Raw genomic sequence first — 22,468 nt, forward strand, 5'->3', positions numbered from 1 at the left:
GCCTGTTCAATATCCATTACTTACCAATGATACATTGCATCATCGAAATCAATAACGTTACAAGATTCAGTTGCTTCATCATAAAAGACATTATCACATTCAAAATCATAATGAATAAGCCCAAAATTTTGTTTTGTAGTCGGAATAGAAGAAAAATACTCATGCAATCGTTTAGATTCCATTAATGCTGCCGTTTCTTGTGGGAAATCAATTAAAACGTCTTGAATCCAAGCCAATACATCACTGTATGACCATCTCTTGTAGTTAGTAGGTGCATACTCACTAGATAAATAATGAAGTTTCCCTAATGCTTTTCCATAGCTAAATACGATTCCATCACTAAAATCTGTCTTACTAATCTGTACTCCTGATACACGTTTAAATACTGATGCATAGTAATCACCCCATGGTGTTTGCGCCTCCACAAGCTCTTCCCCATTTTTTGACACAACCGATTCAAGGGCTCCATAGCTTTTTGTGCAGAGGTAAGATATAAAATCGAGTTCCGCTAACATATTCTCTTTACTTTTCTCTGTTTTTGGAGCAAATCTCAAAAGTCGGGTTTTTCCTGCAAGCTGAAATGGATAAATAGCATTTGAAGATATTCTATAATACTGAAACATATCAATTGATTCCTTGTCGTATTCCCAGTTTCCCAAAAGCATTTCGGCTAAATTCTCATTATTAAAAAGATATTTTAATTTCAACATAGACATTCTCCTTATCATTTCATAAAAATTTCCTTTATTTTTGCGCGCAAAAAGACCGCAAGGTTATACCTGCGGTCTTTTTAATCCTTAAAGAGGGTACAACAAATAGACCCTCTCAATAATAGAAAAATGAGCAGCAATATCCTTTAAAGTGGCAGACTAATGTCTGCCTTCAATATTCAGTTAAGAATCACCTTTAAAATAACAGTAGTAGTAATAGCCCGGCGTTTCATGCCGCTCACTCCCTTCAAAATCATGTTAATTTCATATTACCCTAGATTATTCATAGCAGCAATTTCCAATTCCAATTAAATGGAAATGATTGCATTGGAGCAGCGCATGGCCTGTCTTTCCCTGACGCACAGGCTGAATAGCCTTCCATCCGTTTCCTGTGCGGCGACAGCTTTTGCACAAGTCCGGCTTCCTCTGAATATTTGGCCAGAATCTTTCGTATTCCCCGATCCGTATTTTTTTCTTCCACGATGATTCGAACACTTCATGACAGCTTCGCTGGAAGTCCCCTTACTAGAAAATATAATGCGTGCATATTGCACATAATTATGTTATTGTAATTTATGTGCAATATGCACATAATACAAGTGGGAAGGATGTTATCTATGAAAGCAGCTATCGTAAGACAAAAGGGGGCAATTCCCGAATTTAGTCATTTTGATTCACCCGTCCCAACAAGCGGACAATTTTTAATTAACGTTTCTCAAGTAGCCTTGAGTCGAGTTAGCAAGTTCGGTTCAATGGGTATGCATTACTTATCAGAAATGAATTTTCCTATTATCGCCGGTATTGACGGTGTCGGTACTTTGGAAGATGGATCTCGCGTATACTTTGCGCTACCTGCTGCTCCTTATGGTAGCTTGGCTGAGCAAACAGTCGTCAGCGAAAAGCAGATTGTCCGTTTACCAGATGGAATTGATGATATTACTGCTGCCGCTATCGCCAACCCAGCTATGTCATCATGGGCTGCATTGGTATTTCGAGCTCGCTTTCAACCTGGCCAAACTGTTCTGATTAATGGGGGAACTGGGGCATCCGGCAGCTTAGCTGTTAAGATTGCCAGGTATTTGGGAGCAAAGAAGATTATAGTTACTGGTCGGAGCGAATCAAAGTTGCAAGCTCTCGAAGCTGACGTGGCCATTGCATTTGATATGACTATCGACGATGGACAAGAATTGTTCGAAAACGCCATGAAGTCAGTTGTAACGGAAGGTGTGGACGTTGTTTTGGATTATCTTTGGGGAGATAGTGCCATTGCCATCATGTCAGCTATCGCTAAGGTAAATTCAGAATACACAACACGTTTTGTGAGCATTGGAACTTCATCCGGACAAGAAAGCATCACAATCCCATCTTCAATTCTTCGCTCATCAAAAATCGAATTACTGGGTAGCGGTGGTAAGAGTGTTTCTAAGTCTGAAATGCTATCAGCCGTGAAAAGTGTATTTGATATGGTCGCCGAAGAGAACATTAAAATCGCCACTACGGAGTTTGTTCTTGAAGACATCGAGGCTGCTTGGCATGCGCCTTTGACGCCTCGTCCCGTTGTAAAGGTACAATAAAACACACATGGAAAATGAAATTTTTAAAGCGCTGGCGTTAATATGGAGGACGTTAGTCGTAAGATATGAAATATTGTCGTAGGATTGTTATTTAATCAGCCTTAAGGAGTGATGGAGATGGCGCGCGTTTTATTTATTTGTATTGGATCAGAGGGACACATCAATCCAACTATAGGCGTTGTGCAAGAGCTAATTTCACGCGGTGAAGAGGTCGTGTACTTTACCATAGAAGCTTTTCGGGAGCGAATTGGGAATCTTGGGGCTACAGTACGAACCTTTGATGATCAAACATTAATTAGAGCCCTTCTCTCAGGTGGAAGAGACTATTTACACCAAGAAGTCAACGGTCTTTTACTTACGGCTGATATCGTCATTCCAAGCGTTCTTGAACAAATCAAAGATGAGCATTTTGATTATATCATCCATGATTCCATGATGGGTTGTGGACGTATACTCGCTCAAATTCTTAAACTTCCTGCAATCAATTCTTGCACTTCTTTTGCTCTATCAAATGTATCATTTGATCAAGCGTTGGAAGATTTTTCTACGACAGTCCCAGAAGAGATCGTTAAACCGATAATCGACACCTATCAAAGCCTGACGGCCAAGGTGAAAGACAGCTATAATGTGGAGATTCATTCGCCTTACGAAGTATTCTTTAATCCTGCACCGATTACAATCGTTTATACAACAAAGGAGTTTCAACCAAATGTAGAAACATTCGATCAATCTTTTAAGTTTGTAGGTCCGTCTATCTCAGCAAGCGTAACGCATGAGGACTTCGACTTGACCTCGATCAAGGAGAAGAACCCCATTTATATTTCGTTGGGTACAGTCTTTAACCAATCGTTAGATTTTTATAAGCTATGTTTTGAAGCATTGGGAAACACGGATCATACGATTGTCCTGTCTATTGGCAATAGCACCTCTATTTCTGACTTAGGGGAAATTCCCGCTAATTTCATTGTAAAAAATTATGTTCCACAAACGGATGTCCTGCAATACACGAAACTATTTATTACACATGGTGGTATGAACAGTACCACTGAAGGCTTCTATTGCGGTGTTCCGCTAATTGTAATCCCACAAAGCGCAGATCAGCCGATCATTGCGGGGCAAGTCGCCAAAATCGGAGCTGGCATTCAATTGCAGATGCAAAGCTTGACTGCAAATCAGCTGCGTGAAGCCGTAGATCATGTGTTAAGCCATTCATCCTTCAAGGAAGTTGCTGCAACTATGAAGGAATCCTTTCGAAAATCTGGCGGGTATCATCAAGCTGTTGATGAGATTTTCGAATTTAAAAGACAAAACCATATCTAACATGTAAACCTAAAAGAGAGAGTCCATCCTATTATGGATGGTCAGGCTGTCGAGAAAGTATCGGCAGCCTTCTTTATGTTCAACTTATTTAACACGACACCGCGTTAATACCCCATGACTAAATGTTTAGCGCGAAGACGTCCGAAGGCCGCGTCACTGAAGTAGGGATGCCATTCGAATCTCGATAAACAACTCTTCGTCACCTCTGCGTCCGTTTTTTCCTCTTGAAGCTGACTTAGAAGTAGAGAATCGTATGTTCTCCCTCCATTCAGGGCACGCTAAGCAAAATGGTAAAGTGAGGGAATTGGAGGACAAGGTATGATCGAACAAATCCGCGACGAAATGAATAATCCATCTGATCTTTCCTATGACACTCTGGACAATGGATACATCCAAATGGAGATTTGTTATTTCCCTTCTCTTTGCGATCAGACATTGATCAAAGATGGATTAATTGTCCCTTATTCCTATTGTTTTGATCCAGAAGAATTCGATCGTATGCTCAACTCGAATCCCAACTTTGGCAAAGTAGATCATCCCGAATATTGGACGCAATTACTGCTGAAAGGCACACTTTTGTTCAAAATTGAAGATCAAGTGTTTCGTTATGATGTCCAACGTAAAATGCAGGATAAGCCTGATGAAGTTCAAGTAGAAGCAGCTCTTCAAGGTCCTCAAACTGCGCTGACTGAAGATTTGGATCTAAACATCAGCCTTATACGTCTACGGTATAACGTCCCTTCTCTATGCGTGGAACAGCACATCCTCGGTGAAATCTCGAAATCACGCGTTACAGTGCTCTACGACAAAGATCTTGTTAATGAAGATGTACTCAAACTATTGAACGAGCGGTTGCCTAAGGTTCGCATCAAGATGCTCCGTGCTGCCGGTCAGTTGATGCAGGAGCTTTCAGGACGTAGGCACAGGTTTTTTCCAATCATTCTTCAAACAGAAAGACCTGACCGCATCTCAATCATGTTGGAACGCGGAAAAATTGCCCTTCTTCAGGATGGAAGCCGATTCGGCCTCCTTTTTCCTGTGCGGCTTTTCGATTTCCTTCACGCGATGGACGACGATTATGAATCATTTTGGATGAGTAAATGTCTCCTGGTTCTCCGCTATTTCGCGATGCTTTTAACAATTACTTTACCCGCTCTTTATATCTCTATTGTCTCATATAATCCTGAAGTGCTGCGTGTCCAATTGACACTATCGATAGCGGGAAGCAGGGTCGTCGTCCCCTACCCTGCGTTCATCGAGGTCATTATCATGCTGTTTATGATCGAAGCATTGAACGAGGCAAGTCTTCGCCTTCCACGCTATATCGGTTCAACAGCTACAACCGTTGGAGGCTTGATTCTAGGCCAATCCATCCAACAGGCAGGATTAGTGAGCAGCATTATGATTATCGTAACTTCGGTCGTCGCAATTTCAAATTTCGTTATTCCAAACAACGGCTTTGGATATTCAGTTCGGTTCATTAAATACATCTTCGTATTGGGTTCTATTTTCTTTGGACTGCTTGGCGTGGTCGTTCTTCTCTTCACATTGATCGTCTATTGGTGCAATCTTAGAAGCTTTGGCCAACCTTATTTAGCTATGTACGTACCGAAAATGGAGGCGAAAGCGCATCATCATGGAAAGGGGGCAAAGTAAGGAATGTCCCGTTATACCTACTACCATGTTCTCTATGTCGGAATGATAAACATTATGATGTTCGTTCCTTCATTACTTATAAGAGATAGGTTTAATGGCGCGATTTCGGGCATGCTCATCGCAACGGTCATTGGAACCATTCTCTCACTCGTGACGATGGCCTGCTTTGAACGATTCCCTGGTCTGGGTTTCCCCGAAATATGTGATCTTTATTTACCTAGATGGCTTTCCAATGTTACTAACTTATATGCTGGATTATTTATCTGGTTACCTGCTGGAACCATTGTCATCTACTCTTATTCCGAGACGGTACGGATGTTCTTCTACCCTGACATGAATCCATATCTTAACTTGCTGCTCATGGCAAGCGCCGCAGTTTGGGCAAGTAGCCGATCAACCCGTTCGGTCCAATTCATCCATGAGATCATGATGATCATGAGTTCTCCTCTGCTTATTATGTTTCTGTTCAAAGGTATTTTTAACGAAAACCTGAACTGGGACGCCATACGTTACGTTGCCGGTTATGTAAACAAGCCGCCAACTTTCATAACAGTCGCAGCCTCTACTTTTTTGTTTTCCGGCTATACGAGCCTCGTCATCTTCAATCGACTGCATGTCGCGGGGTTTAAGTTCCGCTTTCGTTGGGTCGTTCCTTTGTTCGGAACTTTGTTCCTCGCCGTTACTTTTTTCGTTCCTATTGGCTTCCACGGAACCGTAGGCGTGCAAGATTACGTCTACCTGTGGAGCATGACAGCGGACTCCATGGTTATGGAATACGGTTTCATCAACAGAGTATTGTTCGTCTTTCTGCTCCTCTTCACTGGACTTTCGCTTCTGTTCGTGATGAACACTTGGCATACGACCATTATGCTTATCAGGCATACAATTGCCCGAACTGTCACAGTAGAAGAAGATCCTGTTCCCCATATTAACTTATGGTTAGCGTTAGCAATCGGCGCTGCCTCTTTCGTTTTTATGAAATTTGTAAATTTAGAAAAAAACGAATTTATAACCAAAGTATGGATTGTCACGCGCTTTTTCACAGAAATCATATTCCTTTTCATGATGCTCTATTTCGTATGGAAGAGAAAGAAGGAGAAATCATGCACGTAACAAAAATCGCCACTGTTTTACTCCTACTGCAAGTCTGTTTTTTCCTTAGTGGATGCGGATTCAAAGACATCGATAAACGGTTCTTTGTCGTCGCCATGGGAATTGATTGGACGGGTAAAGAGGATAAACCATACCTCATAACGCTTCGGCTTGCTGTTCCTACATCCAAAATCGGAGAAGGGCTAGCGGAAAGCCAGATCGAGCAGTTGGAAGCGCTAAGCATCGCGGAAGCGGTTAGAAATCTCAAAGCGCATGTCGATAAGGAGCTCGATTTCGGACATTGCCGAATGTTTCTTTTCGGAGACAGCTTAGTGAAGGAGTCGATGGAAGAACCTTTCAATTGGCTAGCAAGGAGACGAGACATTCAATTGATCTCTTACTCTGCCGTTGCGGAGCCGAATGCCAACAAAGTTTTATTAGCAAACCCGACTTCAGAGCGAATGGCTGGCAACTCATTTTTTCTCACCTTCGGCAAAGAAGGAACGGTTTCCCCATACACAGTGACCGAACATCTATTCGATAGTTTTCGCCGATTCAAAGAGAAAGGTGTGGACCCCTACTTTCCGATCATTAGCTTTGATGGCGATTCTTATGTCGTTGAGAATCTGGCTTTACTTAATAAAATAAAAGAACGCCTCGTACTGAATAAGGAGGAAACACAGCTTTATAATTTGAGCTCAAATGCATTTAGCCGTTCTGGCATTCACATTAATTATAACGGAAAGCGGCTAGCTTTCTACGTATCACGAGTCTCCCGGGACATTTCGATTACGAAAGATTACGTCCCCACAGTTAAGATGAAACTCAAAGTTACCGGAATCGTTGAGCAAAGCCCGCTGAATTTAATGAATAAAAATATTCCCGAAGTCCAGAAATTGCTTGAGGAACATCTCAAAGAGGATGCAGAAGCTCTGTTATACAAAATCCGGGACGCCAGCGTTGACCCTTACGGGTTCGGACTCCATTATCTTGGCCAATATTTCGGCAAAGAGAAGGACTGGAAACATTGGCAATCCGTTTACCCTCAGGTTAAGTTTGAAGTGGATACACGCGTAATTATCGAAAGCACTGGTCTGGTTCGTTGATAAGCAACTGCAGGAATCATAAAATAAAAAAGCCGCGCAATGCGCGGCTACACATACAGCTATTCTTATTACAATTATTCCACGTTATGATACACCTGCTGTACATCCTCTAAATCATCCAAAGCATCAATTAATTTATCAAATTGCGCTTGGGCATCTTCCGGTAAGGTGACGTAATTTTGAGCTAACATCGTCAGTTCTGCAACGGAAAACTCCGTTATTCCAGCCTTTTGGAGTGATTCTTGAACAACATGGAACTGATCGGGATCAGCATAGACCATTACGATTTCATCCTCTTCAACGATGTCACGAATGTCTACATCCCCTTCCAGCAAAATTTCCATGATCTCATCGCTGTTCTTGTCTTCAATACCGATAACCGCAGTGGCATCGAACATGTAAGCAACGGAACCGTTCACACCCATATTGCCCCCATTTTTGCTAAAGGCAGCACGTACACTTGAAGCTGTACGGTTCACGTTATTCGTCAGCGTGTCCACAATGACCATCGAACCATTTGGCCCGAAACCCTCATAACGAAGTTCCACATAAATTTCATCTGAGTTGCCTTTTGCTTTATCCAGGGCGCGATCAATAATTGCTTTCGGCACATTGTAGGTTTTTGCCCGTTCGAGTACAACTTTCAAACTACGGTTTGCTTCAGGGTCCGGTTCACCCTTCCGTGCTGCTACATAAATCTCAAGTCCGAATTTTGCGTAAATTCGACTTGTATTTGCATCTTTTGAGGCTTTCTTCTCTTTAATGTTATTCCACTTACGGCCCACGACAATCCCACTTTCTTTTTTTATTTCACTACACATCATAACCCATTTTCAATCTAAATGGAAAAAAATAAATCGAGCTATGAGTCACATAAAAAAAAGCCGCTGCATTCTGCGACTTTCATGTTACGCTAATTTCTTTGTCTCGTAAGAATCAGCATGATGAAGGAAATGATGATAATCGAGCATGTCCAAGCCCAAGCCATCGTCGTATTGCCTGCATCGACAGCAACGTAGATGGCTGTCGGAATGGTTTGTGTTTTACCCGGTATATTGCCCGCTATCATCAATGTTGCCCCGAATTCGCCAAGACCGCGAGCAAAGCCGAGAATATAGGCAGATAGTAATGAGCGAAAAGTCAATGGAAGCGTGATGTATCTGAATACCTGCCATTCGCTAGCTCCGATTGAGCGCGCAGCTCCCTCCATTTCCCGATCCACGCCAGAGAAACCTACCTTCATTGTTTGATACACAAGTGGAAAGGCCACCACGATCGAAGCGATCACGGCAGCCCACCATGTAAATATGATTGGTGCGGCAAAAAGCCATTCGATGAACTGACCGAACCAGCTTTTACGGCCCAGCATGACTAAAAGTATAAAACCTACTACAGTGGGCGGAAGAACTAGCGGCAGCATAAAAGTTGTTTCAATGATCGTCTTTCCTTTGAACGATCTTCGAGATATCCACCAAGCAGCTCCCACACCGAGTACAACGACCACAAGGCTCGATAAAAATGAAATTTGCAACGATAGCTTAATAGGAGCCCAAAATTCATGCCAATTCATAACGGTCACAATCAATTGAGGACAGAAAATCCGTATTTAACGAAAACGTCAAGTGCTTCTTTAGACTGCAAATAGGTGTAAAAACCATCGGCTTCTTTACTATGTTTCGTCGCCTTTACGATTCCGATTGGATACTCGACGGGTGTATATGTTTTTGGATCGACGGTGTATGCGACTTTCACTTTTTGCGAGGTTAAAGCATCTGTTTTATAAACGACACCAACATCAGCATTTCCTGTTTCTACATATTGAAGCACTTGTCTTACGTCTTTCGCTTGAACCAGCTTTGGCTGCAGGATATCCCAAAGTTTCGCGTTTGTAAGTGCTTCTTTCGCATAGCTGCCAGCCGGAACGCTCTCAGGAATGCCAATCGCGACGTTCTTCACTTCCGCTTTGGACAAATCCGCTACGTTCCCGATCGATGCTTTCCCGTCAGTAGAAATGACAGCTACCAGTTCGTTGGTCAATAATTTTTTTTGTTGATTCGCATCAATTAGCTGCTTATCAACTAGCGCTTTCAAGTTCTTGGTTGCTGCGGATAGGAACAAGTCAGCCGGCGCACCTTGCTCGATCTGTTGCTGAAGCGCACCGGATGCACCGAAGTTGAAGTTCAATTTAATGTTAGGGTTTTTAGTTTCATAAGCTTTCTGAATTTCCTTAAGCGCATCAGTCATGCTTGCTGCCGCTGACACAGTCAGCTCTACGGTTTCAGTCGGTTTTTGGCTCGGAGCAGCCGTACTTGGAGCTTGTGTACTGGCATTATTAGTAGTTTCTGGTTTTTGTGCCGCACCGCAGCCTGCAACTACTAACATTACAGCCAAGATGAAAGATAGAGCCATACTACTTTTAATATTTTTAAACATAAGATCCCCTCCAAAATTATATATAAGTATAAATAAACATAATTATTATAACTATGAAACAAGTTATTGTAAACTCAACTATAGCATTTGTAACTAATCTTAATTAAAGTAAACCTGCATTTTTCAACAATTTCACGAACATCGTTGCGGTTTCCGCCCAGGTCAGACTATTTTTTGGGAAAATCATTCCCTTATCACTAGTGACTAGATTGTTTTTAAGGGCTATAACCATCGGACCTCGGGCCCAGAGGCTTATTTGCTTTGCGTCAGAATAGTTGGATTCCAAGTGATTTAATTCGTTCTCGGTTATGTCAGTATCGAATTTCCTTGTCCCCTCTATCGCCCTAGTAATCATTGTGAGTGCTTCTTCATGTGTAATTTTCTTGTTCGGTGCAAACACATTGTCTTCAAATCCAGCAACAATTCCCTGTTCATGTGCTGCGTTCACTTCAGAATAATAAGCATCCCCTAGAGAAATATCGCGAAAACTAGTCTTCACTTCCCCTAACTTATTAATTCCTAAAGATTTGACTAAAATAGATGTAAATTCTGCGCGAGTGATTTCTCGCTTTGGATCAAAATGATCCCCCTCAATTCCGCTTAAATACCCTTTAGCCGCCAAAATATTCAAATCTTCCTTGGCTGGGTGATTATCGATGTCGGTGAATGGACTCTTCTTGCTTGTTGCAGTAGTGACGCGGATTGTTGAAACGTTCTTGACGAACAATGAATTCGTTTTTTCTGAACTAAAGGATTGACCGATGAAAAAGCCTAGTGCATCCGCTGACTCGAACTTATTTGCGTCTGTAGAAATACTCCCCGCCCAACTTGTAGAAAGCATCGCAGGAACGGATACGGCTAATTGGGAGTCTGCGCTTATGGCTGGATAATAGTAGCGAAGGCTAAACACATCTTGTGAGGAAAAAGTTTTGGCATACTGGTCGGAACCAATAATTTTAACGGTCGCGATATCCTCTTTTCTCAACTTAACTCCAAAAGCCGGCTTTGTTAGCAGATCTTCCAAAGTTACCCCCTTTGCAGAGTAATAACGCGTCTGTCCCGATTTATTATTGACGGTTGAGTAGGAAATGGGGTTGGGTGTCAGTTGATTGCTAACAACGAGATCACTCGAAGAAATGGTTTGAACAAGATTTTCATCCACGTAAACTTCCACCGACACGGTCTGTGCAGATGAATGGCCCGGATGCATCAAAAACCAAGCGAATGCGGCGAATATCATTGCAATAAGCAGTGAAAACTTTCTGAGAACTGGATAATTCAAATCATGTTCCTTCAGCAAAATAGCATATCTCCCTTGCGTTTTTTTGTAGTTATTCATTGATATGTAAAATGAACTGAACCTCAATCCGTGCGGCTTATCGTTGCAAAAAATAGTGGATTATCCCAGCTCATCAATTTTAATACTGGCTGCATTAGATGCGTGCAAACAGCCTCCATTGTTGGACAATTGATTTTATTCCATTGATCCAAGAGCGTTATGATCTCGTGATGCTTAAAAACACGGAAAATCAATCTTGGATTCAATCCCTTTTGCAAATTCTGCAGCCCGATTTATTCAAAAAGGAGCTGCAAGCGATTTCCGGTTACGACATGTCTCGAACAGGTGAAATCTTGTATGAAACCTGAGAAACACCAATGTTAGTTCGACAACACGCTTCGTTGAACTATGTTTAAATATAAATAGATAAAGATAGTTATATTCAATATATATCGTTTTACGATTGAATTCAACAAAATATGTTATATTCACTAACACATCCTAAATTGGGTATCGACAAAAACTGCGCTCCTCCCCTTTTTTGTTTGTACTAAAATAGCAAAAAGAACTTCTTCACAGAAGAGGTTCTTTTTGCTACGAAATCATGTTTTTGCAGTTGATCGTTTAGGTGCTCTTGCTGCCTCAATTGCCGCGTTTAGTCCGAGGAGGTTCAAAAAAGACCTTTACCAGTTCATGCTGGCAAAGGTCTTGCTTTTAGTTCATTCACTGTGGGAGTCTGACTTCAAGTTCACTTAAATAGTTGGAAGTGGACGCTCCTCTAGGTTTATCGAATTCGAATTCGGCAAACTCAGCGTATTTACCGATATAATTTATTCTTATCTGCATGGCTAATGGTTCGTGTCCGTCCGGCAGCCATCTGGCGGTCGCCTTGTACTTGCCAATCGGTATATGATCAATGCCAAGGCCGCCTTGGACAGGGCCGACATGCTTTATGATCGTTTTGCCTATGCTGCCATCTAGTAACGGACCTACAGGCGTGAGCGTCAATTCCAGATCGCCTATTTGGAAGTCAGGCAGAGAGGCATCAAACTCAAAATAGGGATAGATATAAATTTGCCCATCGAATTTCGTCCAAGTAAAATCCCGAACGGCTCCCGTACTTCCCGCAAGAGGCTGATCGACGTCAGCGCTTAAATGGAAGGTGAAACTCTTGCCGTTAAACGGTTTGGTGAGATCTGCACCCATTCGCCAAGAAGTAGTAACTTCCGGCAATTCAATCCGATAGTGTCCAGACTCATCAGTGACGCCGAGAATGTTGCTGTCATAGAGCAACGTATTATCCGCATAGATCGTAACACCTGAGATTGGATTGCCTTTCACGTCTCGCACGAAACCTTTTACAACATAGGGTTCGATTTCCTCTTTAGCCGGTTCCGGAGTTGGATCTGGCGTTGGTTGGGGATCAGCAATCACATCGCCGTCATTGATCTGGATCGTTGCAACGTTGCCATCTTTAGCGTATGTGACTTGATAACCGCTGTTCTCCGCCACAAAACGTAATGGAACTAATGTGGATCCATTAATAATCTGCGCAGGAATATCCAAAGTAACTTGATTTCCATTTACCTTAGCAGTAGTGCTATTTATTGTTAATTCTATGGTGAGACCGTCCTTAGTTCCAATTGCCTGTTGGGTAGTTTCCGTCTCAACCCATTTCACAGTAAAGCCAAGAGTTTCAAACAACTTGCGGAATGGGACTAGCGTTGAACCGTCCTTCAGTATAGGCTGAGCACCGTCAAAATGCAGCTCTTGCCCTTTAAAAAACACATGAATGGTTGGACCTTCTGCAGGAGTTGGCGTTGATGCTGGAGTTGATGAAGGCGTTGGCGGTGTTGGACTTGACGAAGGTGTCGGCGTATTTTGTGCCGGAGTTGATGATGGCGTTGGAGAGGCAGGACTCGGAGAAGATGTTGGCGCCGGTGTAGGTGAGCTCGAAGTCCCTCCCGATGTCATCGGCTTCTTATATTTAATCGGTTTGGATACAACCGTGCCTTGCGGCGTCTCAATTTCCAACACATAATACTGTGTTTCCTTGATCGTGCCGTTATTGCTGGCGTACAAATCGAACGTGAGTTCTCCTGCGAACTCGCCTACCGGTTCTTTCACATCTTTTCGAAAACCCGGGTTAATAACTTCACTTTCGTGGGTAGTGCCGCTTGCTGTAACAAGGGTTTTGTCCTGCACAATACCGAGCAGCCATCCAGTGGTGACGCGGTTAGTTCTCCACACCCCCTGGTAATTATCCTTGCCGTAATCATCCGTAGAACGGAGTACAACGGACTTAATGACCGTCTTCTGAGCGAGACTCAGCATAAGCTTGAAGTGACCGTCCTTGTTGCCCTCTGGTGTGAAGTCCGCCGCACCGACAACATCAGTAGCCGTATCCAGCAGACTGAATTCCTTGATGTCCACACCGGTTGGCGTCGACTCACCAAAAGCAGAAGCGATACCGGCGAAAGCGATCACTCCTACCAGCACCGAGCTCATCAAGACAGATTGTATTTTTTTTCGTATTTTGAACATGCTAACTGTTTCCTCCCTTGTTTCTCTTCTCCAGTCTTTCTCCCAGGTGGCCTGCAAGGTGCTACCTTCGTTAAATAGCGGTTAATTAACCGTTAATCCGACTAATCCCTTCTTCACTCCTCCTGTTCCTCGAGGTTCATTAATCGCAAAATCAAGTATGACAGCTTAAGACAAAAAACTATATTATCCAAAAGGATACTTTTGGCATCCGAAAGTATACTTCTTAACTTCGGTTCGATTGTGAAATCCAGAAAATAAAAGAAGTCCCAGGCAGATGAACTGACCAAGGGACTTCTTTTCAATAAAAAACCGTTGCATCCAACGGCCCGCTCGAGGATTTCGCATAAACTGTGCCTGTCCACTCTTCTCCATTTCCCAAATAATTCTCAGGAATGCAAGTTGGTTCTGAAGGTCAAATTTTTCTCCTTACCATGCTCACGCTCTTATCGCCATCGAACATCTTAATTGAATGCATTCTTTTCCACGCTCAATTAACCGTTCTTCACCGTCAAATCTAAAACCCATTTTGTTATAAACATGAATGGCATTTGTATTTTCTTTTAACACCCATAAATAAACATTCAAATAACCTAATTCACGTAATCTGGATAATCCCCAGTTTAACAGTTTCTTCCCATATCCCTTTCCCCAATGCGGCTTCAACAAATAGATCGCTTTTATTTCAGCAAATGTTTCATCGAATTCTTTTTCTTTGCCAACACCTAAAATCAGTAACCCAATTATAATACCATCGACTAAAATAATCGCTGTCTTCTCCAAGCCATTCCTTAAAGAATGCTCGCAATCGAATTGTCTCTCTTTACTTGTAAGCATTCTTAAATATGTTTCAGGAATCATACTTTCATAGGCACTAATATAAGCCTCATTATGTACTTGTCCTATCTGCAAACAATCATCGAAAGTTGCCCAGCGAATTTCAACTTCATTCACTTTTCTCATCCTCATAAAACAGCATATGTTTTTTATCACTTCGATAATAGTTCAATCGATCATCTAACTGCCCTGTTCTTCGCCAATCGAAAAGGCAATATGTGTGTATGAGTCGTGGAATTCCTTTTACCAGTTAATTTCCTAAATTCCGAACATAATCAGGACGTCTTTTCATAAAGCGCTCTGGCTCCGATTCAAAGTCATATTGTTTATATAGCTCATGAGCATCGAGTGTTCCTAATACCCCTGTCAAGTCTTTTAATTCTTCAGAGGTAACAAGACTTTCGATCAATTTCTTTCCAATTCCTTTCCCGCGATGCGCTTCATCAATAAATACATCACATAAATAGTAAACGGTAGCGTGGTCGGTAACGACTCTAGCATATCCAACCTGTATACGATTGTGATAAATCCCGTAACAAACGGAGTTTTCAATGGATCTTTCAATTCTCTCTTCCGATCTTGTATTCGCCCAATAACTTCTTGCCAAAAATTCTTTTATCGTCTTTAAATCTAGTAGTTCTTTATTGTCACTAATCACATAGTCATTAAACTTTACTTCCATGTCTATTTAGCACCTCTCCCCTTATATTCCGATCGAATCGCCATTCCTAATTCTGGTCTCTCCTCATTAACATAACCATAGCCTTTACCATCCCTTGCTGTCTATTAAAGATTTTATCTGTGAAATATGATGCTGATTATGCCAAGCAAATCTTTGGAGTGCAGTATCCAGTGTAATTTTACCTAACACTTGGGTTCTCAATACTTTATTAAAATCACTCGGATTCAATCCATTTATTAGATCCAGAAACCGACTGTGGAGTACTTCAAGAAGCACTATTGAGCTCTCGACAGGGGTGATCTTGTAATCAATTAATTCTGCCCATAAATCTTCGCGATAAGAGTCCGCTAGAGGCTCATCTTCCGTCATCGCCCGTTTGAACCGCAAATAAGCATTCATATCATTATCAGCTAAGTGATGCACGATTTGTTGAATGGTCCATCCGCCAGGACGATATGGGATATGAAGTTGATCATGTTTAAGATCCTTCAACAGACTTCTAAGTGTAATTGTAATTTCAGGAATTCGATTGACAACGTTTTTTCGCACTTCAATAGAAGGATTGAGAATCGGTTCAAATTGACCTATTGGATAACGTAATTTTTCCACCCCTGAATGAACCTCCCACTGAATCGCATTATTGATAAGATGATCGCCTTCTGCGGAGAGTTGTATGGCTGGGTCTATGGCGAATAATAGCTTGCTCCTCTTCTTGTTCCTCTTCCTTCTCGGATAATTGAAACAAAAAAGAACAGCACTTTTCATTCAGTGACTGTCCCGAGATTTTTGGTATATTACTTTATGTTACTCGAATATATCATATCTCATACTAACGCTATGTTCCCTGCTTTTGAGCGTCTTGTGCTGATTTCTTACAAACCCATTGCGTTCATAAAATTCTGGATTTGTAGCATTAAATTCAATGTCGGCATCCAAAGTCAAGAACCGGCAGGCAATGCCGTTTTCCAATAATTCTTGTGCATGACCGAGTGCTAATTCAAGTAAGTAACAACCATAATGGTGTTCTTTTCTATCTTTATGTGTAGCTAACTTGCCTATCTTTAACGCAGGAACGGAACTAAAAGGGATATCCAGCTCCATTTTCTCTTTTTCAGATTTATCAAGTAAAAATGAATCAGTTAAAAGCGCTAAATAACCCAAAACAAAATCAGTTCCGTTTTCTATAAGAAGATGAACAGAACTGATTCCCATACTTATGTATTTTCTTGCATCGTGTACTAAGAAATTATTATAATCTGTTACCCCGCAGTCGAAAGGTTGGATAAGATAAATTTCGTCAAAAGGCACTAAAGAAACCTTTTGTGATATTACTTCGTATTCCCCGGTATCACGATACTTCATGTTACTTCTTGACTCTTTTCAATAAAGAAAGAGCAGACTTTCTTTTAGCAGCACTTTCCTTAGAGTCCCTTTTGGAAAGAGAGTTTACAAAATCAACTAAATCTTGTCCCTTGAGTATAGGAGTAGCATCGATTGGTTTGGCCATCAGTTTTATCTTCCTTTCATCTCTATCCATTCACGGCACCTCCTAGAAATCTCCTTCTAGAAATAGTGTACGCCGACCGCGAAGTTCTAATACCTTTTGACAACTCTAGTATATCATTTTGTCTTGTCGAGGAATAGCATAATTTACCAAGAGGATCTAAACGTTTTTGATTGTTAGATCTGTGATTTGCATCAGAAAACAGTGCAATTTCAACTTATGTAAATAGGAACAATCCCACATCAATTTAACTTCCCTGCTCTATACTTCGATAAATTCCAAGAAGACCATGCATCCTGTTGGGCGGCAGCCCTCATCGTGCTTAGCGTCAGTTCCAGAGATGGCAATTCGGGATGTTTAGCTTGCAGTTCCAATAGCGCCGGCATGGCATCTGTTGAAAGCTTACTTAGATACACAAGGTCAATGTCGCCAGTTCGTTCATAGCGCTCAATGTTATTGACGGCTATTTTTTGATCTAGATTGACGTAGTTCATCAGAACATAGGCAAGGATGGCGAAGCCAATATAGGCTTTGGACAAGGAAATGCGCTCCCACCATACTCGGAAAAAGGCTAAAATGAGCAACACGCCGAGGAACAGCATAAATCCGTGAACTAACAATCTGGTTTGAGTAAACCCATAGGCTTCTTCATACAAGGACAGCCTGCTATAGGCCGAGGTCAGCATGACGATCGTGCACCCGATTAGCATAGATAGCATGATTCGGCGTAAAATTTCGACGAAGCGCCCCATCCGGCGGATGAGATGCAAGCCAGAGAGCAGCAAACCCATATTGATAATAGCGACTAGCACCAGCTCGGCAAACCCTCTTCTTGCATACTCGGCATAAGCTACACCTGATGGAAGCAAGCCCTTGGCCGCACCGAACAAATAGGAAAACTGAATCACAGCAAATAGAACATAGACGAAATTGATGCTGCCCAAGAACGTCATGGCTGTAATTGGATCAAGGGAGAAGCTTTTACGTGACTCCAGTGACAAATCGTCTTGGGGTTGATCTTCAGAGTTCGTTGTACTTGCTGCCTCAGCCATTTTCGGGAAAAGAATGCCCCATAAATAACAAAAGCAGTAAATAGCCATACACACAGCAGTACAGATGCGAAAAATGGCTTCCAGAATGGATACATCGCCGAACCAACGCGGAATTTCGGATAACCACGATTGAAAAATTCGGTCAGCCGAAGCTAACAACGCAATGACAATGAACAAAATAGGTGCTGCCAGCAGCAGGCCTAGAGCAGCTTTACGTAACTGCCCCCACTTTGAATGTGAATTGTCACCGCTAGAAAATAAGCTTTTTAAAATGCCAAACGGTACGGGAATATGCCTAAACGGCGTCACGAAACATTGGTGCCATACATCTTGGAAAAATGAAACGCGATACCAGGGATGCTTGCTGCTGCGGGATAAAACCAACGTCTGCATGACCAATACAAAAGGCAGAGCCAAGCTGTTCAACAAGCGGAACAGGCTACTGGCATATATCATATAAGTCATCGCCAACAGAAACACGGGAATGAGCAGCAGCCACCCAACGATCGCCTGCCCTTTCCATTGATCGAAACCGCCTAACCTCCCCTTTATCGTATAAAAGTACATACTGTAAAAACCAATAATTCCTAACAAAACCGAAACGCCTGCGGCATGCCCAATGAATAAATATTGGATGGCCAAACCGAACAAGCAGGCAAACAACAGCATTAGCGCATACTTTTTTTGCCATGGTGCAGGATCTCTCATCGCATTGTCTCTCCTTTGATTACAAACCATCGTGGATTTGTGAATTCCTGCCTTTTATTGTAACCTTTAAAATAAGAACAAAAAGTGTAAGTTTAAATTTCAAAATTTCATATTTTAAAACAGGAGAATTCGATGAAGGTTCGGAAGCATTATTTGGCTTTACGGCGCTGTTTTCCTCACATACAGGAAGGGGTCCCGCTGGAAATTACACTAGAAGAGCTTGCACGTTTCGTAGATTGCACGCACCGCAATATGGTCTTGTTGCTGAAGCGAATGCAGCATGAGAATTGGTTGACATGGCTACCGAAGAAAGGGCGCGGCAACCGATCGACACTCATATTCCTGGCGCGTAAGGATGACATCGTCCTACTGGAAGCCCAGGAATTAGTCAGTAAACAGGATCTACACTCAGCGCTGAATTTGCTGCATAGCTTTGATGAAGAATCCACTGCCTTGCGCGAGCAATTTCAACAATGGCTGTCGGGCCAATTTGGCTTCTCCTCAGAGGTTCAAGGCCAGCGGCGAACGGATATTTTGCGCTTTCCACTCCCGCAAACGATACACTCGTTGGATCCTGCGGCGATTCATTATTCCGGTGAGTCACATCTCGTGAACCAAATTTTTGACGGACTCGTCCGGATGGATGACAGAGGCGAGCAGCCTTTACCTCATCTTGCGCATGCGTGGGAGGTTGATGAATCCCGGACATTATGGACGTTCTATCTTCGCAAAGGCGTTCTATTTCATCATGGTCAAGTAATGCGCTCCAGCGATGTGAAATATTCACTGGAACGCTTGCAAAAGCTGGCGCCCCGAGGCCTGTATAGCTGGGCGTATGCAAGCATCGCGACGATAGAAACGCCGGATGATACAACGATTCGCATCCGTTTAGCTGAGAGAAATGAACTGTTTCTAGCCTTTCTGACTACGAACCGCGCTTCCATCGTCCCGCAAGATATTTGCGAAGCAGCGGATGGACAAATTGGTTGTTCGCCAGTCGGGACAGGACCTTTTAAGCTGGTCACGCATGAACAAGGGATTTGGATTTTAGAGGCTTTCTCCTCTTATTTTCGAGGTAGAGGGTTCCTGGATCGGGTTGAAGTGTGGACGGTTCCTATCCCGGAGAAGGAGCATGTAGGCATGTCTGACCAGCCTGAACAACTGTTTCCGTTTCAAGTTATGCATAATGTTCGTATATCCGACATGGCCGCTGAGCAATGGCAGCAAGTGCGTCAGTCTGGCATGACGACGAAATTCATAACCGTAAATGAGCTGAAAGATGAACTTCGTACCAACGCCAAACTAAGAGAAGGAATTCATCTCGCCCTAGATCGTGCAGAGCTGATTCAACGGCTTTCAGGGGATGTGATTGAAGCCGCCAGCAGCTTCCTACAACTGCACGAGCATGAACAAAAAAGCCCGCATGAGTTTGCTTCACGGGGCTTTGATGAAATCGAACGGCGATTGAAAAATGCCGGTTATAACGGGGAATCCCTAACACTGGCGACGATTCCTCAGTATGAAACAGATGCAACGATCATCCAACAAGTTTGCGCTGCAGCGGGACTTCATCTGAACATTATGCTGATTCCCGCTGAGGAATTTAAAGGAGAAGCGCGGATGAAAGCCGATTTGCTGCTGTTTGCTGTTATGCTGGACGAACATCGCGAGTTAAGGCTGATCGATCTGTACAAAAGCATGCAGCAACACGCAGCGCCTGAAGTGCAGATCATGCTGGAACATCATATCCGATTGTTGCAAACAGAGTCTGATGCCAACCGCAGAATCGCACTGCTTTCGCATCTCGAATCGCAGTTGAAACAGCGGCACAGCTTGCTTTTCTTATATCGGAAACATTTGAAAACCGCCTTCCACCCGTCGATTCGCGGCATTTCGCTCGATTCTCTGGGGTGGGTGCGATTTCGTGACATTTGGTTTACCTAGCTGTACAGTATCCAACAACTAGTCCTCTTTCAAGTGGACGCCATCCGGCAGTATACGGATAACATGATCCCGTAAGCTCGTGTTATGGCGCAGCTCGTCACTGAAAATCGCTACAATGCCGCGATCTTCGCGGGAGCGAATCAACCGTCCCATCCCTTGACGCAACCTCAGCAGCATGTAGGGAATATCCACCTCTTCATAGGGAGAAGTTGAGGCTTGCCGCTTAGCCATAAACACAGGATCTTGCGGTGGAAAAGGCAAGGCCCACACAATCACGTTCGAAAGCGATGGGCCAGGCACATCAAGTCCCTCCCACAAGCTGACTGCGCCTAACACGCTATGCTCGTCTTCTTGGAAGGAAGCAATGAGATGACTAATCTCCTGATCGCCTTCGAACAAGAAACGCAGCCCCTCACACGCGCGGTTGGTCGCCATTTGGCGTTTGAACCGCTGCAGCTCCTCTTGCGTCGGGAACAGTATCAGTGCACGTCCTTCCGTTCGCTGCAGCAAGGCAGCCGCTGCCTCCAGCTTCTCCTCAAAGGTGCCTCCTGCAGTCCATTTCGGCGCAATGACTTCCATTCGATCCTCATATTCATAAGGAGAATTCACCGAAAATGACAAATAAGAATCGAGACCCAAGCTGCTGGCCACATATTCAAAAGAGCCTTCCACGGACAGCGTCGCCGACGAAAACACGATTGGCATTTTCGTATCAAACACGCGTTCGCGAAGTACTTCCTTCACCGTTCTTGGCATAATGACCAGGCTGAGCCCTGTTATGTTCTCCGTCGCCCAACAGATGAAAGCTCCATCCTGCTGGAAGAGACCGAGCGCTTTCTGCATCATCTCCAGATGCTCTTCCACAATGCGCAGTTGATAGTCATTCAAAGTAAAGAGCTCACTTTCAAATACGAGCTCCTCTTCAATCGCCGTAAGAATATCGCAGAACCGATGAATTTCCTTAAGCAGTTGACTGCTCATCGTGATCTGTTTCCGATCGGAACCGGCAATTGGCTTCGTGCAGCTTTCCAGCAGGTCGAACATCAATTGACTTTGATCGATGGCTTCATCAATCAGCACAGCTAATGTTTCGCGCACTTCGCCCTTTAGCAGCCGAACGACTAATTCTTCAAAGACGACATGTTTCAGCTTATACGTTAACGCCTTCTGTGCAGCCGACTCCAACAAATGGCCTTCATCAAAAACAACGGTGCAATGCTCAGGCAGCAGCGGCAGCTGCCCTTCCCGTTTTCTTCCCTCATAGGTCCATACATGCTCCATATAGAAATCATGGGAACAAATGATGAGATCCGCGGATTTACGATACGCTTCTCGTGAAAGCGTCTGCCCGCAGCGGTGTCTTTTATCGCAAACAAAACAGTCTTGAAAAGCGTCCCAGCCGATGCGATGCCACTGCTCGTCATTCAAGTTGGGATAGTTTTTGCGATCCCCATAAGCATGGAAAGTTTGCAACGCTTCGCGCGAACGAACGAAATCCGGCAAGCTCTCGTAGAGATCCCCGTAACGACCGCTATCATCATGGCCTAGTCGGGCTTCATCCAGCTTCATCAGACAAACATATTGATCTGGCGATTTCGCTAGTCTCGCATCAATCGCGAGATTCAAATGCTTGGAGAGTTTCTCTATATCTCCACCTGGCTTGACCAACTGTTCAATGAGCGATTCATCCGCACAGGCGATAATGGCAGGCTTATTCATAAAACGAGCGTAGCAAATGGCATAAAGCAAATATACGAGGGTTTTCCCCGTACCCACACCAGCTTCCGCGAAAATCGTCTGTTTCTCAGCAAACGCACGTTCCAGTTGAAACGCCATATAAATTTGTTCGTCGCGAACTTCAAAGCCCGCATCGGGCAATATGTCATAAAAAATATCAGCAATCCAGTCCGAAACCTGCTGAATATAAGGCTTTCCGCGATCATATGCAAATGGGTACCGTGCCAAAGGATGACGCCTCCAAAAATAGTTAATATCGAGGAAAAGATTATTATCCCATATCTCGGTTCAAA

Annotated in this window: 20 protein-coding genes; 7 read left to right on the forward strand and 13 right to left on the reverse strand. The window is 43.3% G+C overall.

The window, feature by feature from the left end; translation table 11 throughout:
• Positions 1–20: 20 nt before the first annotated feature.
• Complete coding sequence (locus ABRS97_RS00165) at positions 21–710, reverse strand: phosphotransferase enzyme family protein (RefSeq protein WP_367810874.1); 690 nt, start codon at positions 708–710, stop codon at positions 21–23.
• 617 nt (positions 711–1,327) lie between these two features.
• Here ABRS97_RS00165 and ABRS97_RS00170 point away from each other — a divergent pair.
• From ABRS97_RS00170 to ABRS97_RS00190, 5 genes are all read left to right on the forward strand, one after another.
• Positions 1,328–2,284 (forward strand): quinone oxidoreductase family protein, encoded by a 957-nt coding sequence (locus ABRS97_RS00170; RefSeq protein ID WP_367810875.1) that lies wholly within the window; start codon positions 1,328–1,330, stop codon positions 2,282–2,284.
• Positions 2,285–2,401: 117 nt separating this feature from the next.
• Positions 2,402–3,604, forward strand: a complete 1,203-nt coding sequence (locus ABRS97_RS00175; RefSeq protein ID WP_367810876.1) for a macrolide family glycosyltransferase — start codon at positions 2,402–2,404, stop codon at positions 3,602–3,604.
• A 318-nt stretch (positions 3,605–3,922) separates the two neighbouring features.
• Positions 3,923–5,260: a spore germination protein gene (locus tag ABRS97_RS00180; protein WP_367810877.1), complete on the forward strand. Its 1,338-nt coding sequence runs from the start codon at positions 3,923–3,925 to the stop codon at positions 5,258–5,260.
• Between the two features lie 3 nt (positions 5,261–5,263).
• Positions 5,264–6,373 (forward strand): hypothetical protein, encoded by a 1,110-nt coding sequence (locus tag ABRS97_RS00185; RefSeq protein WP_367810878.1) that lies wholly within the window; start codon positions 5,264–5,266, stop codon positions 6,371–6,373.
• On the forward strand, positions 6,364–7,458 hold the full coding sequence (locus ABRS97_RS00190) for a Ger(x)C family spore germination protein (protein ID WP_367810879.1): 1,095 nt from the start codon (positions 6,364–6,366) through the stop codon (positions 7,456–7,458). The genes ABRS97_RS00185 and ABRS97_RS00190 overlap by 10 nt, the downstream gene beginning before the upstream one ends.
• 74 nt (positions 7,459–7,532) lie before the next feature.
• On the opposite strand, the gene ABRS97_RS00195 is transcribed toward ABRS97_RS00190, so the two are convergent.
• From ABRS97_RS00195 to ABRS97_RS00210, 4 genes are all read right to left on the reverse strand, one after another.
• Positions 7,533–8,243, reverse strand: a complete 711-nt coding sequence (locus tag ABRS97_RS00195) for a YebC/PmpR family DNA-binding transcriptional regulator (protein ID WP_367811391.1) — start codon at positions 8,241–8,243, stop codon at positions 7,533–7,535.
• 128 nt (positions 8,244–8,371) lie between these two features.
• Positions 8,372–9,028 (reverse strand): molybdate ABC transporter permease subunit, encoded by a 657-nt coding sequence (modB, locus tag ABRS97_RS00200; protein ID WP_367810880.1) that lies wholly within the window; start codon positions 9,026–9,028, stop codon positions 8,372–8,374.
• Between the two features lie 11 nt (positions 9,029–9,039).
• Positions 9,040–9,891 (reverse strand): molybdate ABC transporter substrate-binding protein, encoded by an 852-nt coding sequence (modA, locus tag ABRS97_RS00205; protein ID WP_367810881.1) that lies wholly within the window; start codon positions 9,889–9,891, stop codon positions 9,040–9,042.
• 103 nt (positions 9,892–9,994) lie between these two features.
• Entirely contained in the window at positions 9,995–11,191 is a 1,197-nt protein-coding gene (locus ABRS97_RS00210) for an S-layer homology domain-containing protein (RefSeq protein WP_367810882.1), read from the reverse strand.
• Between the two features lie 137 nt (positions 11,192–11,328).
• Here ABRS97_RS00210 and ABRS97_RS00215 point away from each other — a divergent pair, with 137 nt between their 5' ends.
• Positions 11,329–11,538, forward strand: coding sequence for a substrate-binding domain-containing protein (locus ABRS97_RS00215; protein ID WP_367810883.1), 210 nt, complete (start codon positions 11,329–11,331; stop codon positions 11,536–11,538).
• Positions 11,539–11,893: 355 nt separating this feature from the next.
• Here the strand turns inward: ABRS97_RS00215 and ABRS97_RS00220 are convergent, their stop codons facing one another.
• The 7 genes from ABRS97_RS00220 to ABRS97_RS00250 all read right to left on the reverse strand — a co-directional run bounded on the left by ABRS97_RS00220 (position 11,894) and on the right by ABRS97_RS00250 (position 18,494).
• The gene (locus ABRS97_RS00220; protein ID WP_367810884.1) at positions 11,894–13,714 is read right to left on the reverse strand and encodes a stalk domain-containing protein; all 1,821 of its coding nucleotides are present in this window, start codon (positions 13,712–13,714) and stop codon (positions 11,894–11,896) included.
• Positions 13,715–14,149: 435 nt separating this feature from the next.
• Positions 14,150–14,665: a GNAT family N-acetyltransferase gene (locus ABRS97_RS00225; RefSeq protein ID WP_367810885.1), complete on the reverse strand. Its 516-nt coding sequence runs from the start codon at positions 14,663–14,665 to the stop codon at positions 14,150–14,152.
• A 133-nt stretch (positions 14,666–14,798) separates the two neighbouring features.
• A complete protein-coding gene (locus ABRS97_RS00230; protein WP_367810886.1) occupies positions 14,799–15,230 on the reverse strand; it encodes a GNAT family N-acetyltransferase in 432 nt (143 codons plus the stop codon).
• A gap of 84 nt (positions 15,231–15,314) precedes the next feature.
• On the reverse strand, positions 15,315–15,839 hold the full coding sequence (locus tag ABRS97_RS00235) for a YfiT family bacillithiol transferase (RefSeq protein ID WP_367810887.1): 525 nt from the start codon (positions 15,837–15,839) through the stop codon (positions 15,315–15,317).
• Between the two features lie 195 nt (positions 15,840–16,034).
• Positions 16,035–16,592, reverse strand: a complete 558-nt coding sequence (locus ABRS97_RS00240) for an N-acetyltransferase (RefSeq protein WP_367810888.1) — start codon at positions 16,590–16,592, stop codon at positions 16,035–16,037.
• Between the two features lies 1 nt (position 16,593).
• Positions 16,594–16,767, reverse strand: a complete 174-nt coding sequence (locus tag ABRS97_RS00245) for a hypothetical protein (RefSeq protein ID WP_367810889.1) — start codon at positions 16,765–16,767, stop codon at positions 16,594–16,596.
• Between the two features lie 209 nt (positions 16,768–16,976).
• A complete protein-coding gene (locus tag ABRS97_RS00250) occupies positions 16,977–18,494 on the reverse strand; it encodes a DUF4153 domain-containing protein (RefSeq protein WP_367810890.1) in 1,518 nt (505 codons plus the stop codon).
• Between the two features lie 132 nt (positions 18,495–18,626).
• Here ABRS97_RS00250 and ABRS97_RS00255 point away from each other — a divergent pair, with 132 nt between their 5' ends.
• The gene (locus ABRS97_RS00255) at positions 18,627–20,438 is read left to right on the forward strand and encodes an ABC transporter substrate-binding protein (protein ID WP_367810891.1); all 1,812 of its coding nucleotides are present in this window, start codon (positions 18,627–18,629) and stop codon (positions 20,436–20,438) included.
• 18 nt (positions 20,439–20,456) lie between these two features.
• Here the strand turns inward: ABRS97_RS00255 and ABRS97_RS00260 are convergent, their stop codons facing one another.
• On the reverse strand, positions 20,457–22,403 hold the full coding sequence (locus ABRS97_RS00260) for an ATP-dependent DNA helicase (protein ID WP_367810892.1): 1,947 nt from the start codon (positions 22,401–22,403) through the stop codon (positions 20,457–20,459).
• Positions 22,404–22,468 lie beyond the last annotated feature (65 nt).

The sequence above is a fragment of the Paenibacillus tabacirhizosphaerae genome, from assembly GCF_040812395.1.
In the GTDB taxonomy this organism is placed as follows: domain Bacteria; phylum Bacillota; class Bacilli; order Paenibacillales; family NBRC-103111; genus Paenibacillus_E.